Source organism: Oceanobacillus sp. FSL K6-0251, from assembly GCF_038004725.1.
Taxonomy (GTDB): Bacteria; Bacillota; Bacilli; order Bacillales; family Amphibacillaceae; genus Oceanobacillus; species Oceanobacillus oncorhynchi.
Genome location: NZ_JBBORS010000001.1, coordinates 1473352 through 1487680, shown reverse-complemented (window position 1 = coordinate 1487680; position 14329 = coordinate 1473352). Strand labels below are relative to the sequence as shown.

Genomic DNA, 14329 nt, shown 5'->3' with positions numbered 1-14329 from the left:
TGATAATATATAGATCAACCAAGCATATCAATTTTTTTAAATAGGAAATGATAACTTTATTAAATCACCTTAAAAAAGCGCCTCTGCTGCAGCTTCTATGCAGGGGCGCTTCGATCTTTCTCCATTATTTACTTATCTGTTTCCAGCGGAAGGTCAGGATCACTTGCCCATTCCGTCAGAGAGCCATCATACACGGCAACATTATGCTGACCAAGCTTGTTTAACAGCGTTGAATTCCAAGTTGCTGCAATCCCGCTGCCGCAATAGGTAATCACCTTCTTATCCGGATCAAGGGCTCCTGCTTTCTCAAACGTTTCCCGGATTATCTCATCATCGTAAAGCTCCAATGTTTCGGAGTCAGAATGATCTCCGAAAAAGACGTTTACACTTCCTGGAATATGTCCTGGACGGCCATACGTATTCACTTCGCCTTTATGAGCAGCTTCATTTAAGCTGTTGATAATAATAACATTGTCATCATCTATCGCTTGTTTTACCTCTTCCTTGTTAACAAACAGCTCGGGTTTTCGCCCGCCGCTAAAGCTTGCTTTTGGATATGAGCCTGACTCTGTGGTTACCGGTCTGCCTTCTTTTTTCCACTTTGGAAAGCCGCCATCAAGCACCGCGACATTTTCCAAGCCCTCATAGCGCAGCTGCCAAGCCAAGCGGGATGCCCAATCTGAAGCCACAACAGGACTATCTACTTGCGCACCTTGGTCATAAACGACCACATACGTGTCTTCATCGCCGACTCCTAATTCAGTGATTTTTTTAATAAACTCCTTTCTTGGCGGAAGGGTAAAAGCATACTCCGCATCCGTATCGGATAAATCTTCTAATAAATCAGCAAAAACAGCACCTGGAATATGCCCTTTTTCATACGCCTCTTTCCCTGACCAAATATCATAATAACCGCTTGCCGGCAATTTTAAAAAAGTCGTTGCATCTACTAATCTCAGTTTTGAATCATCCAATCTTTCCGCAAGCCAGTCTGTTGTTACAATGAATGGAACATGACTCATTATATGCACTCCTTCACTTTAATTATATAATTCTTATAAACTTACTTATATTTAAACGTATAATAACATGGGAGGATGGTTTTTGCAAAATAACAGATTCAAAATTTATGATGCCATTCCTTTTCCAATTCATCTCCTTTTAGTCGTTTGGACGAAGCATTATACGAAGGCAGCTTATACATACAACCCCTTTTTACTTTATTGATTTAAATTTGTCACACTTTCTATTCATCATGTTCATTATTTCACAAATACTTCACGAAATACCTCTATATTCTATGATATACTTATTGTGAAGATAATCACAAGACAACACTTAGGAGGTTTTATGATGAGATTCAAGCTTATATTTATGTCCTTTTTGTCCCTATTGTTAGTGGGATTTTTGGCCGCATGCGGTGCTGACGAAGAGGGGCAGACAGACGAAAATGCAACAAACGATACGAAGGAAACAGAAGAAGATGTCGTCACAACCGCATCCCTTGTTGATCAGCCCGACGCCTTTGTCAACGCAGTCAGCGAGGATGGAACTTGGATTATCGCTACACTGGATGATATCGCCATAGATGAGGATGTCGTGGTTGCCGGCGAATTCTATGATAAAGACGACGAATCCAGTGATATTTATCGTAAAATTGCTCCATATACACAAGATGAAGACCATAACATTACAGACTCATTTACGATTACTGTTCCCAGCATGACCGTACAGAGTGAAAACTTGAATTTTCAAGGCGGTACTCTGGAAGGTGACGTAATTGTCGAAGCAAACGGCTTTATGCTGGATGAAACAGCAACCATTGACGGAAATTTACAATTTGCAAATGAAGAAGCAGAAAGCTCCGCAACCATTGATGGAGAAGTAACAGGCGAAATCGAATAAAAATAGCAAGGCTCTAACAGGATGCGTCCTGTTCCCCCTCCCCGATTCAAATTAAATAAACAGATACCTCGCTAAAAAAGCGGCCAAGTCAAAGCTTGTCCGCTTTTTTAAATAGTAGAAAAATCGGCCGTTCTTATTGCGTTTTTTCTTTATTCCATCATACTGTCTCCTCCCTGTTCAAAAATCAGAGAAGAGACGTTTTCGTGTAACCTTCTTTTCTAAAAATGACACCAATCCATCTATCAATGAAAGTGATGCCCCTCTGTCCGTAATACGATCAGGATAACCGACAGCAGCACCATGGCAAAAAGAGTGAACGTATCTCCCTTCCGCCAATGCAAGCGTCGAAAGGAGGATCTTGGTTGATTGGACTGGTAGCCTCTTACCTCCATCGCATTCGCCATATCCTCTGCCCTGACCAGGGAGCTGACGAACAATGGAACAAACATCGGAACGATTTTCTTCATCTGCTGAAGCAGTGACCCTTCGCCAAATACAATCCCTCTGGCACGCTGTGCATCCAGCACTTTCTGCGTTTCGTCCAGTATAATGGGAATAAAACGAAGCGCTATCGACAGCATGAGTGATATTTCGTCGACCGGCAGTTTGAGCCGTTTCAAAGGTTGAAGCAGATAATTAATCGCATCTGTCAAATCAATTGGCTTCGTGGTTAAAGTAATGACTGTCGATACAAAAATAATCATGGCAAAGCGGCTAAAAATGTATACCCCATTGATTAAACCAAAGGATGAAATGGTAATTGGTCCCCAATCGATATATATTTCGCCCCCTGCCGTAAACATTACCTGTAACAGCACGGTAAATAAAATCAGCCATATCAGCGGCCGGACACCGCGAATATAGATGCGGAGGGAGACTCTGGAAATCTTCATCATCGTAAAGGTAAAAAGCCACAGCACCAGATAGGTGAGCCAATTGTTGGCAATAAATAAGATAAAAATAAAAGAAATCCCTGCGATTAGTTTAGCTCTGGGATCAATACGATGAAGCAGTGAATCGCCAGGGAAATAACGTCCTAAGATTAATTTGTTCATGCTAATCCCGCCTCTATTAAAGCATCTGCCAGCTGATCCAGCGTCAGACAAACCTGTGGCAAGGTAACGCCCGCTTCCTGCTCCAGCTTTACCTGCAGCTTTCTGGCCTGCGGCAATTCCAGTCCCCATTGATGAACCGCAGATACATCGGCAAATAAATGCTCATGCTCCCCCTGAAAAACTATTCTGCCTTCCTCCATCACGATAACTTCGTCTGCATAATAAGCTGCATCATCCATATCATGGGTAACCAGCAACGTTGTTAACCCGCGCTCTTTATGCCAGGCATGGATCAGGTCCATCACTTCTTTCTTCCCTTTTGGATCCAGCCCGGCACCAGGTTCATCTAAAACAAGAATATCTGGACGCATGGCCAATATTCCCGCCATCGCCACATACCGTTTTTGACCGCCGGACAAAGAGAATGGTGACTTCGACAAAATAGATGCATCTAAACCGACACGCCCAATAACCTCTAGAGCAATATGCTTCGCCTCTGCTTCAGGCACTCCAAAATTCATCGGTCCGAACATAATATCTTTTTCCACCGTTTCTGCAAACAGCTGGGATTCTGGGAATTGAAAAACCATCCCCACTTTTCGCCGTGCTTCTTTTACGGATTGCTTCGCATTTTCCAGCGTAATTGTTAGTTCGCCGACAGCTACCTCCCCTTTTTTCGGAAGGAGCAATCCATTCATCAGCTTCAATAAGCTTGATTTTCCGGAACCGGTCTGGCCGACTACAGCTGTAAAGGAGCCTGACTTTATCGTTGTACTAATTGACTTTAATATCTCCGGGCTGCGAATCGGACCTGCTTGATAATCTGCGGTTACTTCCTGTAAATTTATCTGCATAGCCATCGCATCATTTCCTGCTCTGTCATATATTGGTCAGGTACGGCACTGCCCCGTTCTTTTAATTTTCTTCTCAATGCTTCTATAAAAGGAACATCCAGCCAATCCTCTCTTTGAAAAATCTGGGCAGGTCTGTCTATTTCCTTCACTCTGCCTTTCTTTAAAACCAGCATTCTATCCGCGGCTTCCGCTTCATTCATATCATGGGTTATCGAAATAATGGTCAGCTGCTGCTGTTTTCGCAAATCATGTAAAAAACGCATGAATTCCTGTCTGCTTTTAGGGTCAAGCATCACCATGGCCTCGTCTAATACAATAATGGCAGGCTGTAACGCTAAAAGTCCGGCAATAGCGACGCGCTGCTTCTGTCCTCCAGATAAACGGGAAGGGTCATGATCTGCATAGCGGCTCATTCCAACCATTTCCAACGCACGATTTACCCGCTGCTTCATTTCATGATAAGGCATGTTCTGATTTTCCAAGGCGAATGCCACGTCGTCTTTTACGGTTGTTCCAATAAATTGGTTTTCCGGGTTTTGAAATACTAATCCGATATGACTGCGAAGCTCCCACTTGGATTCCTCTGTCAGCTCGATTCCATTAATATAAATGCTTCCTGAGGAGGGCGCGCGCAGACCAACCAGCAAACTGGCTAAGGTTGATTTTCCCGAACCATTATGCCCGACAACAGCCAGCCACTCTCCTTGTTCTGCGGTAAAGGAAAGGTCTGCTATCGTTTCCTCCTGCTTTTGCAGATTATAATGAAAAAAGACATTTTCTACGTTGACACAAGGCGTTGACATTTCTCCACCCCTCTCTCTAAGATTACAAAATGACGGATACAAGCAAGGTAATCGCCATCGTTCCATTTACGAGCATCATATTTTTCAAAGATAACGGAAAAGTTTCCAGCTTACTCTGCTTTTGTCTAAACCGTCTGATGCTTTTCGTGATTGGAATCAGCACCAGGCATACAAGCAAGGCATAGACAGGCAGCACCTGAAGCAGCACAGCAGTTACAATCGCTGCAAATGTGAGTACATAAAGCAGATGGAATAATAACAAAGCATGCTTTCTGCCGATATAATAAGGCAGGGTAAAACGCTTATTGGCAATATCCTCTTCCAGATCACAGATATTATTTGCCAGCATGATATTCGCAATGGTCAGTATACAGGGGAGCGAGACCAGGAAAATCTCCAGCAGCAGCAGGACATCCATTTCAAAGGTAATCATGCGTCCGGTCCAGCCTAAATGGGCTATTCCCTGATTAGCGGCATTGACATAGATAGCTAGAAACGTAATGCCAAATCCCATCGTCACACCGGAAAACACCTCTCCAAGCGGCATACGGGACAGCGGAATCGGTCCAAATGTATAAAAGATACCAATCGCAAAACAAAGCATGCCAATAACCAGCACAAATAAATCCGTACGAAATACCAGCCAAATCCCTAATAGTGAAGCTATCGCCAGCATGGTAATAATCGTGGCCACCACTCTCTTTTCAGGGATATTTTCCTGTCCGATAATATTGGATTGTCTGCGATAGTCATCACTTAATGCCTTCTTATAATCCATGTAATTATTGATAGCCGTTGTAGTTAAATCAAACAGCAGCATGGCACTAAAGAAAATAGCTGTGTTTAGCGGTTCAAACATATCATAACGATAGATAACAAATAATAGTCCAATTAAAAACGGAAATAAACTAGCTAACTTTGTGCGAATTTCTACCAGCTTTAAAAACGTAGGCAGTGTCATCATAGCCCGCTCCCCTCACCTATTCTATTAACGTAAATTCCTCATCTGTCAGTTCAAAATTGCCGGCTAATCCATCGGTGATATAAACATTTTTGTCCTTTGTCACAAAGATGGCTTCTGCATCCTGCATCTGTTGAATAAAGTCCAATCCTTCCTCTAACCCTTTTGAATATAGCAGTGTCGAAAGTGCATCCCCGTCAATTGAATGCTCACTGATAACCGAAACACTGGCAAGCTCTCCTTCAAACGGATAGCCAGTCTGCGGATTTAATAAATGATGATAGATTTCACCCCCCACTTCTAAAAAACGTTCATAAATACCAGAAGTAACGATAGACTGATTCGAAGCAGTCAATCTGCCAACAGTTTCTCCCATTGGCAAGAATGGATTTTGAACACCAACAACCCAGGGATCACCTGATGTCTGGTTCCCCATAACATATATATTGCCTCCTAAATCAACCACAGCAGTGGTGACCCCTTCCTCCTCTAACAGTTCTATGACTTCATCAGCAATATAACCCTTCGCAATTGCTCCCAGGTCTAACCGCATACTGGATTCTGTCAGCATCACGCTTTGCTCTGCTTCATCGAGTTCTATTTTTTCATAATCAATCAACGGCAGTATGTCATCAATTTCCTCCTGCAACGGTTTTCTTGCATCATCCATCCCGATATTCCAAAGGCTGGTTAATGGACCGACAGCAATATCAAAGGAGCCCTCTGCCAATTCACTGTAATCCTTTCCTTGCTTAATCACCTGCCATACATCCTCTGACACCTCGACAGGGTCTTTTCCGGCCTGTTCATTGATTTCAGCCACTTCCGACCCAGCTTCATTGGCAGTCATTTGCTGTTCCAATACTTCAATTCGGTCAAACACCTTATCTAACGCCGACTCTTTATCCTTGTCATACACCTTTATCGTGATAACTGTTCCCAGTAAAAATTCTGTCTCACTATATGGATTGCTAATTAATGATGATGCATCGCTTGATGAATCGGCATTTTTAGAACAGCCTGCAATAATCAGCATCAGCAGCATCAGTGAGATACCAATTTGTTTCTTCATTTTCATACCTCCCTCGCCCTTGTGAATGTTAATAAACACCATAATAATTACTTTCATGTGATTTAATTCACAAATATTTACATAATTTTAATTGTGAATAATTTCACAAATATTACATGTTTATTGTATAATTTATTTCGTATTATGTCTATAAAAAACACAAACAAATCTATTATTACCAGGGATTTTGTCATGAAAATGACACACCTGATTATTTGATATTTTATTTTTAATTTGTGAACTATTTATCAAATCTATAGACTTTTTTTATGAATATGTTAGAATGGAATTGTTCAACAGTTCACAAAGTTAACATTATCTATTTTGATTACAAAGGAGTGAATACAATGGCGGAGAAAAATATTGTTATTATTGGCGCCGGCTACGCAGGGGTGCATGCAGCTAAGAAGCTGGCCAAAAAATACAAACGTGATGATTCTGTTTCTATTACTCTGATAGATCGACATTCCTATCACACCATGATGACAGAATTACATGAAGTAGCTGCACACCGGGTAGAACCATCTGCTATTCTATTTGATTTACGAAAATTATTTAACCGCACCAAAGTGAAACTCGTCACAGACAATGTTACCAACGTCGATCATGATACGAAGACCGTCACCACGGAACACGGTGAATTCGCTTATGACTACCTTATTCTCGGGATGGGCGGCGAAGCAAACGACTTTGGTACACCAGGTGTAAAAGAGAACGGCTTTACCCTCTGGTCCTGGGAAGATGCGATTCGCATCCGGCATCATTTAGAGGATGTCGTCAAACGGGCAGCATTAGAACATGACCCGGAAAAACGCCGTGCCATGCTCACCTTTACAGTTTGCGGTTCCGGCTTTACCGGTATTGAAATGATTGGAGAGCTTATCGAGTGGAAATACCGTTTAGCAAAGGAAAATAAACTGGACGAAGAAGAAATTCAGCTGTATGTAGTCGAAGCGGCCTCCTCTATTTTAAATATGCTGGACCGAAAAAGTGCAGATAAAGCAGAAAAGTATTTAAATAAAAAAGGCGTGACATTGCTTAAAAATTCACCAATCGTGGAGGTGAAAGAAGACGCCGTCGTATTTAAATCAGGTGAAACCCTTTCCACACACACATTGATTTGGACAGCCGGGGTCAAGGCAAATTCGGATACAGAAGATTACGGTATGCCGACTGCCAGAGCAGGACGTCTGAAAGTAAATGAATATATGGAAGCAGAAAACTTGGAGAACGTCTATGTTATCGGCGACTTAGCCTATTTTGAAGAAGAGGAAGGCAAGCCGACGCCGCAAATTGTCGAAGCGGCCGAACAGACAGGTGTGACAGCAGCTAAATCCATTATTGCGGAAATCGATAATGGCCAAAAAGAAGCATTTGAAGGGAAATACCATGGCACGATGGTTTCCATCGGAGCCAGATATGGTGTGGCGAATTTAATGGGGCTGCGTTTAAGCGGCTGGCTGGCTAATCTGATGAAGCACTTGGTTAACCTGTATTATTTCTTCGGGATACGAAGCGGCTATTATATGTTTCATTATATTATGCATGAATTTTTCCAAACCAAGGATAAGCGCAACATTTTCAGAGATACAATTACCAGATATGGAAATGTTTTGTGGAGCTTGCCATTGCGATTATTTGTCGGCGGTTTTTGGCTCGATGAAGCAGCCTCTAAAATTTGGGGAGAATCTGTTTGGGGTGAAGTCACCTCAGGCTCTGCAGGTATTTCTCGATTATTTCAGGGACTCGGAGAAGATTCCTGGCTGACCGGGAACAGCGTGAACATGCCATTTGAATGGCTGCAAACAACCACCAGCAGTGCAAGTGAAGCGGTAGATGGCGGTGCAGAATGGGCCACTCCTATTTTAAGTGATATGCCAGGTATTTTTGAATGGTTTATGCAGATTATGCTGCCGACACCGGAAGTAGCTATCTTTATGCAGAAGGTTATGGCTTTCATTGAGTTATTCATCGGCCTTGCTATTGTATTCGGCCTTTTCACTTGGCTTGCCAGTGCTGCAAGTGCCGGATTCCTGATGATGTTTACTTTATCCGCAATGCTCGGCTGGGATCAAATCTGGGCACTCCCTGCTTCTATCGCCTTAATGAATGGTTCCGGACGTTCCATTGGTTTAGATTACTGGGCTGTTCCATGGCTGCAAAGAACACTGAGAAGATTCTGGTATGGAAAAGAGCAGGCTATCTATAAAGATCGTGAATAAAAACATCGGGCAGCCCGGCTTTTGCCGGGGAGATGAGTCAATATTTACTGAATGAGCTATAAGGGGGGATGGGCATGAAGGATTTCTATCATATGCTGAAACCTTGGGATGTTATTCTTGTTATCCTGTTGGTTCTTCTATCTTTTCTCCCTATTGGCATCTTTGTTTTACAGCAGTCACAATATGCTGAAGAAGATTCAGTAAACGTTGCGGTGATTACAGTAGATAATGAAATTGTAGAAGAAATCCAGCTGACAGGGAATACCGAAACCAGAGAAATTGAGATTGAGGTATCCGATCATGACAATAACATTATTGAAGTAGACAATGAACGCATTCATATCAAAAGTGCTACCTGCTCTGACCAAATCTGTGTGCGAACTGGCTATATTTCCAGGCCGGGACAGACGATTGTCTGCCTGCCTCATAAGCTTGTAGTCGAGATTCAATCAGACAGCGGGGAAACAGAAGATATGATTATCAGCTCTTAAATCAATTTTGAGCAGCTTATATACACGTTCGGAAATAGATTGGGAGGGTCTGGCGATGACAAATAACCAGCGTCTTGTATACATTGCATTATTAGCTGCGCAGGCAGTCATTATCAGTTTAGTAGAAAGAGCCGTCCCCTCCCCTTTTGCCATCGCTCCAGGTGCAAAAATCGGTTTAGCGAATATTATTACGTGCATGGCGTTATACACGCTCTCTACAAAAGATGCGTCTAAGGTTGTGATGATACGGATTATCCTTGCTACCCTCTTGGGAGGTACACTCTCCTCTTTTATGTATAGTGCGGCCGGCGCCATATTAAGCTTTATCGGCATGTGTGGAGTAAAAAAGCTCGGACCATCCCGAATCAGCTTGATTGGAGTCAGCGTAGCCGGCGCTATTCTGCATAATATTGGACAATTAACGATTGCCAGCTGGATTGCCCAAACATGGACGGTACTTCTCTACCTCCCAGTTTTATCTTTATTCGGGATTTTATCAGGCATTGCCATGGGTCTGGCAGCTAATTATTTATTAAATCACGTAGAAAAACTGGACTATTACCGGGACCTGCAAGAAATGAAATATACGCAACCCAATCAAGTATCATAGCTTTGGCTACAGAAAAATCCTTATGCTCGTTAAATGGAGGTTATCATGATGGCGATTCCAGCTATTCCTGTTCATCCAATGTGGGAACCTTATCCCCGTTTACAATCTGATTTACAATCCGTTTTACAGGTGATTGAATCTCACCTGCAAATCCACGATAAACAAATCGAAGCTACAATTAAGGATTTGGTCTATTCAGGAGGAAAATTATTGCGTCCTGCCTATACGCTTCTATGTTCCCAGATTGGGGACGTAACACATCAGGAAAAAGAAAGGTCGATAGCCGTTGCCGCAGCACTGGAAACCTTGCATATGGCCACTCTGATCCATGATGATGTCATTGATGAAGCAGACTTCCGTCACGGAAATCCAACCATCCATACCCAGCAGGGCAATCAATTTGCCATCTATTCCGGTGATTATTTATTTTGTGTCTGTTTTACTATTTTATCTAAGTACGCGCGCACATTAGCACATCTTGAGTTTAATGCGCGCAGTATGGAAAAGATTCTCACAGGGGAACTGGATCAGCTCCATGCGCGCTACCAAAAGGGAACCAGCATCAAAGATTATTTAACGCGTATTTCCGGAAAAACCGCGCAGCTCTTTGCTGTCAGCTGCTATTCAGGAGCAGTGACCAGTCAAGCAACACGAAGGCAGACCATGCTCGCCTGGAATATGGGGCACTATATTGGCATGGCCTTTCAGATTATCGATGACATACTAGACTTTAAAGGTGATTTCAACACCATGCGAAAACCTACGCTTGCAGATATTCGTCAAGGCGTGTATACCCTGCCGCTGATTTACGCATTACGTGAACAGCCAGAGCAATTACATCCTTATTTAGATAAGAAAGCTGATTTAACAGATGAAGAATTAATGGAGATATTAGCTATTGTCGAAAAAACAAAAGGCATAGAAAAATCCAGGTGGCTTGCTCTGAAGTATACAGACAAGGCATTAAAATCCTTAAACAAACTGCCGGTCGGGGATTATAAAGAGACCTTGTATGAATTGACTGCGATGCTGTTGGAGCGGAAAATATAATGGCCTGCAATGAAACTTGCATAGTAATTTTCCAAACCGTTATCTATAATAAAATAAAAACTATAGGTGTCGGGACTTGCGAGAGTACTGATAAAATGAAGGTTTATTACAGTTTAGCTGAAAATCATCTAAAATAAGACTATATAAATTGAAGTAAGAAATTCACTTTATTTTTCTTATAAAAATCACGAAATAATGATTGAAAACAGTAACCAGCGACGGTTTTTGATGGGGCGAGTAATCGCAATGGTTTTCGGTGGGGCGAGTAACCGCAGTCCCAGTCCCGGAAGAAAAACACGGAGACTCCTGGTCGGCTAAGAACGGTCACGTCCTGTGACCAACGACCGACACTAGGACGTCCTGTCCGTCGTGGGAAAGCGCGGAGGGAAGACCCCGCAGAAAAAAAGCGAACTTCTTTTTTTCTACCCGCGGGGCATAAGTGCGACTTTGCTTCTGTCTGCGCCTGATGGCTTGCCAATCAGCAAGTCTTCTTTAAAGGAGATGAGCTCGGGGCCCACGGAAAGCGTAGTGTTTTTCTGTAGCGGTAGCTATTAATTTCAATTTATATAGCTTTATTTGTAAATGATTGGTAAAATAAAGACAATTCAAAGAAAGGAAGTGTCCTATTGTTTACATTCCCGGTTATTTACGAAGAAGAAGCAGACTACATGAAGCATGAGCGGCTGACGAAAAAGCTGATACAAGAGTTTTTTGAAGAGTTTATCGAAGCTTTTTTCCCCAATCTCCACCCTCACATTGACTTCTCCAACGTGTCCTTCCTTGAGCAAGAAGTATATCTAGACTATATCAATGGCCGCAAGAAGGAAATAGATGTCCTCGCCGAAGTAAAGCTGAATCACGAAGACAAAATCCTGCATATTCATACCGAAGCACAATCAACGCATGAAGCGGACTTCCCTGAAAGAATGTTTCTCTATTTTTCTTACCTTTACGCCAAACACCGCAAACCCATTCAACCCATCGCTGTTTTGAGTTATAATAGGGAAAAAGAAGAACCGACGCAATTCAGAATCGATACCCCCACCCAAGACGTACTTCAATTTAACTTTTTACAATTACACTTAATCAAGAAAGACTGGAGAGCATATATTCAATCAGACAACCCGGCCGCCGCAGCATTGCTCAGTCAAATGGGGTATGAAGCGCATGAGCGGGTTCAGGTAAAGCTGGAGTTTCTGCGCATGATCACCCGGATGAAAATCAACCCGGCACAAATGGAATTCCTGTATGGTTATTTCGAGACTTATTTAAAACTAAACAAAGAGGAGGAAGCACAAATGATGGAGCAAATGGAGAACTTACCGGAGGAGGAAAAAGACATGGTTTTGCAGCTGCCGAATTCTTATTTTGAGAGAGGATTGGAGAAAGGAAAGCAGGAAGGAATAGAGGAAGGGATAAAAAAGCGAAATCAAGAAATAGCTTTAGAATTGATAGCAATAGGAATGCCGATCAACCAAATCGCAGAGATCACAAAATTAAGCAAAGAAGAGATTAAAAAACTTACTAAAAAATAAAGAATTAATTCTTTGCGAAAAATCCTATATCAGCATTACAAAACGCTTCCTCCGTCTTTACAGGGGAAGCGTTTTGCATGTCATGTACAGTCTTTCATTTAACGATGCATAACTTTAAAGAAATACGGGAATTTATAAAGGATTAACGAATTTTTGAGGAGGATACGTATGGCTCAGGAAAAAGATTTTGAAGGCAAGGTTGTATTAATTACCGGAGCAGCTTCCGGGATTGGAGAAGCGACGGCGTTAAAATTTGCTGAACGCGGAGCAAAAATAGCGATTGGCGATATAAACGAAGATAGCGATAAAGTCGTTCAACAAATTAAAGCCAATGGCGGAGATGCGGTTTTCTTTAAAACAGATGTGAGCAATGCTGATCAGGTAAAATCACTTGTAGAAAAAACAGCCGGTCACTTTGGGAAAATAGATTGTGCCTTTAACAATGCAGGGATTCTGCCTAAAATTGCTTCTTTTATTGATACTACAGAAGAAGATTTTGACCAAACGATTGCCGTTGACTTAAAAGGCGTTTTCCTTTGCTTGAAGTATGAGCTCGAATATATGGTTAAAGCAGGCGGCGGAAGTATTGTCAATACGGCTTCTGTTGCCGGATTGATTGCTGATCCCGATATGTCCCCTTACGTTGCTGCTAAACACGGTGTTGTCGGGTTAACAAAGGCGGCCGGAATTGAATATGCGGATAAAGGCATACGCGTTAATGCTGTAGCACCCGGAGTAACTGCAACACCACTAGCTAAGGAAAAATTAGAAGATCCCGAAATACGTGAGGAAATGATAGGAAACGTTCCTGCAGACCGGGCAGCAACACCAGATGAAATTGCAGAAACCGTGCTCTACTTGTCATCCGATAAAGCGAGCTTTGTGATGGCTCAAACCTATGTGATTGATGGCGGCCAAATCGCCCATTAATATTGAAATATAGAAACGTAAAAATTGAAATTTATTATATACTGAATAAAGCATTTGTTTTATCAACCTGATTGAATTATATTAGAAAACGTATAAGTCCTAAAAAGCGTTACAAAGGAGGCGCAGAATGAAAAAGGTATACGAACTGACTACCATAGAAATGGCTGAAGAATTTTTGAATAATCATGCGTTAAGCTTCCTTTTCGTTTCCAGACCGGATTGCAGTGTATGCCATGCCATTTTGCCAAAGCTAACCGAAATGCTGGATGACTACCCTCTTATCCACCTGGGACATATTGATGCTTCCAAGGTGGAAGAAGTAGCAGAAAAGTTCTTGATTTTTACTGTCCCAATCATGCTTTTGATTATAGACGGCAAAGAATATATCCGGGAGGACCGTTTTGTCCGTTTTGAACAATTAGAAGAAAAACTGGATCAGTTGTATGAAATGTATACCCAATAAGCGGTTCAAGGTTATGTTCCAAAAAAAAAATCAATAGTTTTCGTTGGAACGAGGGATTTCAGTCCTGACGAAAACTATTGGTATTCCTCGTCCCATCGTAAAGACCTGTCAGTTGAGTGATTCAAGTCGTTAACCCGCCTAATTGTATTTATTTCACCCGCTACTTTGAAGCAAGCGTTGTTACGGTTGTTTAACTGTACTCACTAATTAAATAATACCCTCTTCTTTTTACTTCATAGACAAAACCACATCCTATCCAAACCATTTATTACCTTTTAATCAAGATTATTTCTTTTCTGTTAGCTATGGAAAAAATCTGCTTATATGGTACAATAATAAATCTGTACATTATTTCTCTGCCCCCAAAAAATTAGCCAT

General features: G+C 42.0%; 14 protein-coding genes. 8 read left to right on the top strand and 6 right to left on the bottom strand.

The features are described from left to right. Positions 1-128 precede the first annotated feature (128 nt). Positions 129-1022 (bottom strand): sulfurtransferase, encoded by an 894-nt coding sequence (locus MKY45_RS07645; protein WP_042532768.1) that lies wholly within the window; start codon positions 1020-1022, stop codon positions 129-131. Between the two features lie 328 nt (positions 1023-1350). On the opposite strand from MKY45_RS07645, the gene MKY45_RS07640 reads away from it, so the two are divergent. Further along, positions 1351-1905 (top strand): hypothetical protein, encoded by a 555-nt coding sequence (locus MKY45_RS07640; protein WP_338112846.1) that lies wholly within the window; start codon positions 1351-1353, stop codon positions 1903-1905. Between the two features lie 242 nt (positions 1906-2147). Here MKY45_RS07640 and MKY45_RS07635 read toward each other — a convergent pair whose 3' ends face one another. The 5 genes from MKY45_RS07635 to MKY45_RS07615 are packed head-to-tail and all read right to left on the bottom strand — an operon-like array spanning position 2148 to position 6650. Continuing rightward, positions 2148-2960 carry an energy-coupling factor transporter transmembrane component T family protein gene (locus tag MKY45_RS07635; protein ID WP_256705964.1) on the bottom strand — a complete coding sequence of 271 codons (813 nt, stop codon included), beginning with the start codon at positions 2958-2960 and terminating at the stop codon, positions 2148-2150. Beyond that, positions 2957-3814 carry an energy-coupling factor transporter ATPase gene (locus tag MKY45_RS07630; protein ID WP_445667637.1) on the bottom strand — a complete coding sequence of 286 codons (858 nt, stop codon included), beginning with the start codon at positions 3812-3814 and terminating at the stop codon, positions 2957-2959. The genes MKY45_RS07635 and MKY45_RS07630 overlap by 4 nt, the downstream gene beginning before the upstream one ends. Further along, positions 3805-4617, bottom strand: coding sequence for an energy-coupling factor transporter ATPase (locus MKY45_RS07625; protein WP_193065354.1), 813 nt, complete (start codon positions 4615-4617; stop codon positions 3805-3807). The genes MKY45_RS07630 and MKY45_RS07625 overlap by 10 nt, the downstream gene beginning before the upstream one ends. Before the next feature lie 22 nt (positions 4618-4639). Next, the gene (gene menA, locus MKY45_RS07620) at positions 4640-5578 is read right to left on the bottom strand and encodes a 1,4-dihydroxy-2-naphthoate polyprenyltransferase (RefSeq protein WP_042536098.1); all 939 of its coding nucleotides are present in this window, start codon (positions 5576-5578) and stop codon (positions 4640-4642) included. A gap of 19 nt (positions 5579-5597) precedes the next feature. After that, positions 5598-6650: an FAD:protein FMN transferase gene (locus MKY45_RS07615; protein WP_193065353.1), complete on the bottom strand. Its 1053-nt coding sequence runs from the start codon at positions 6648-6650 to the stop codon at positions 5598-5600. Positions 6651-6997: 347 nt separating this feature from the next. Here MKY45_RS07615 and MKY45_RS07610 point away from each other — a divergent pair, with 347 nt between their 5' ends. The 7 genes from MKY45_RS07610 (at position 6998) to MKY45_RS07580 (ending at position 13951) form a co-directional block, all read left to right on the top strand. Further along, a complete protein-coding gene (locus MKY45_RS07610) occupies positions 6998-8872 on the top strand; it encodes an FAD-dependent oxidoreductase (RefSeq protein ID WP_256705963.1) in 1875 nt (624 codons plus the stop codon). A 74-nt stretch (positions 8873-8946) separates the two neighbouring features. Further along, the gene (locus MKY45_RS07605; RefSeq protein ID WP_042532757.1) at positions 8947-9363 is read left to right on the top strand and encodes a NusG domain II-containing protein; all 417 of its coding nucleotides are present in this window, start codon (positions 8947-8949) and stop codon (positions 9361-9363) included. Positions 9364-9418: 55 nt separating this feature from the next. Then, a complete protein-coding gene (locus tag MKY45_RS07600) occupies positions 9419-9973 on the top strand; it encodes a Gx transporter family protein (protein WP_193065351.1) in 555 nt (184 codons plus the stop codon). Between the two features lie 63 nt (positions 9974-10036). Continuing rightward, on the top strand, positions 10037-11023 hold the full coding sequence (locus MKY45_RS07595; protein WP_193065360.1) for a polyprenyl synthetase family protein: 987 nt from the start codon (positions 10037-10039) through the stop codon (positions 11021-11023). A gap of 626 nt (positions 11024-11649) precedes the next feature. Continuing rightward, positions 11650-12558, top strand: coding sequence for an Rpn family recombination-promoting nuclease/putative transposase (locus MKY45_RS07590; RefSeq protein ID WP_341172804.1), 909 nt, complete (start codon positions 11650-11652; stop codon positions 12556-12558). Between the two features lie 168 nt (positions 12559-12726). Further along, positions 12727-13488 carry an SDR family NAD(P)-dependent oxidoreductase gene (locus MKY45_RS07585; RefSeq protein ID WP_193063187.1) on the top strand — a complete coding sequence of 254 codons (762 nt, stop codon included), beginning with the start codon at positions 12727-12729 and terminating at the stop codon, positions 13486-13488. Between the two features lie 127 nt (positions 13489-13615). Further along, entirely contained in the window at positions 13616-13951 is a 336-nt protein-coding gene (locus MKY45_RS07580; RefSeq protein ID WP_193063185.1) for a thioredoxin family protein, read from the top strand. The last annotated feature ends 378 nt before the right edge of the window (positions 13952-14329 follow it).

Coding starts and splice junctions, on each gene's coding strand:
- MKY45_RS07610 (WP_256705963.1), top strand. CDS start 6,998: ATGGCGGAGAAAAATATTGTTATTATTGGCGCCGGCTACGCAGGGGTG.
- MKY45_RS07645 (WP_042532768.1), bottom strand. CDS start 1,022: ATGAGTCATGTTCCATTCATTGTAACAACAGACTGGCTTGCGGAAAGA.
- MKY45_RS07635 (WP_256705964.1), bottom strand. CDS start 2,960: ATGAACAAATTAATCTTAGGACGTTATTTCCCTGGCGATTCACTGCTT.
- MKY45_RS07585 (WP_193063187.1), top strand. CDS start 12,727: ATGGCTCAGGAAAAAGATTTTGAAGGCAAGGTTGTATTAATTACCGGA.
- MKY45_RS07640 (WP_338112846.1), top strand. CDS start 1,351: ATGATGAGATTCAAGCTTATATTTATGTCCTTTTTGTCCCTATTGTTA.
- MKY45_RS07605 (WP_042532757.1), top strand. CDS start 8,947: ATGAAGGATTTCTATCATATGCTGAAACCTTGGGATGTTATTCTTGTT.
- menA (WP_042536098.1), bottom strand. CDS start 5,578: ATGACACTGCCTACGTTTTTAAAGCTGGTAGAAATTCGCACAAAGTTA.
- MKY45_RS07625 (WP_193065354.1), bottom strand. CDS start 4,617: ATGTCAACGCCTTGTGTCAACGTAGAAAATGTCTTTTTTCATTATAAT.
- MKY45_RS07600 (WP_193065351.1), top strand. CDS start 9,419: ATGACAAATAACCAGCGTCTTGTATACATTGCATTATTAGCTGCGCAG.
- MKY45_RS07615 (WP_193065353.1), bottom strand. CDS start 6,650: ATGAAGAAACAAATTGGTATCTCACTGATGCTGCTGATGCTGATTATT.
- MKY45_RS07580 (WP_193063185.1), top strand. CDS start 13,616: ATGAAAAAGGTATACGAACTGACTACCATAGAAATGGCTGAAGAATTT.
- MKY45_RS07630 (WP_445667637.1), bottom strand. CDS start 3,814: ATGCAGATAAATTTACAGGAAGTAACCGCAGATTATCAAGCAGGTCCG.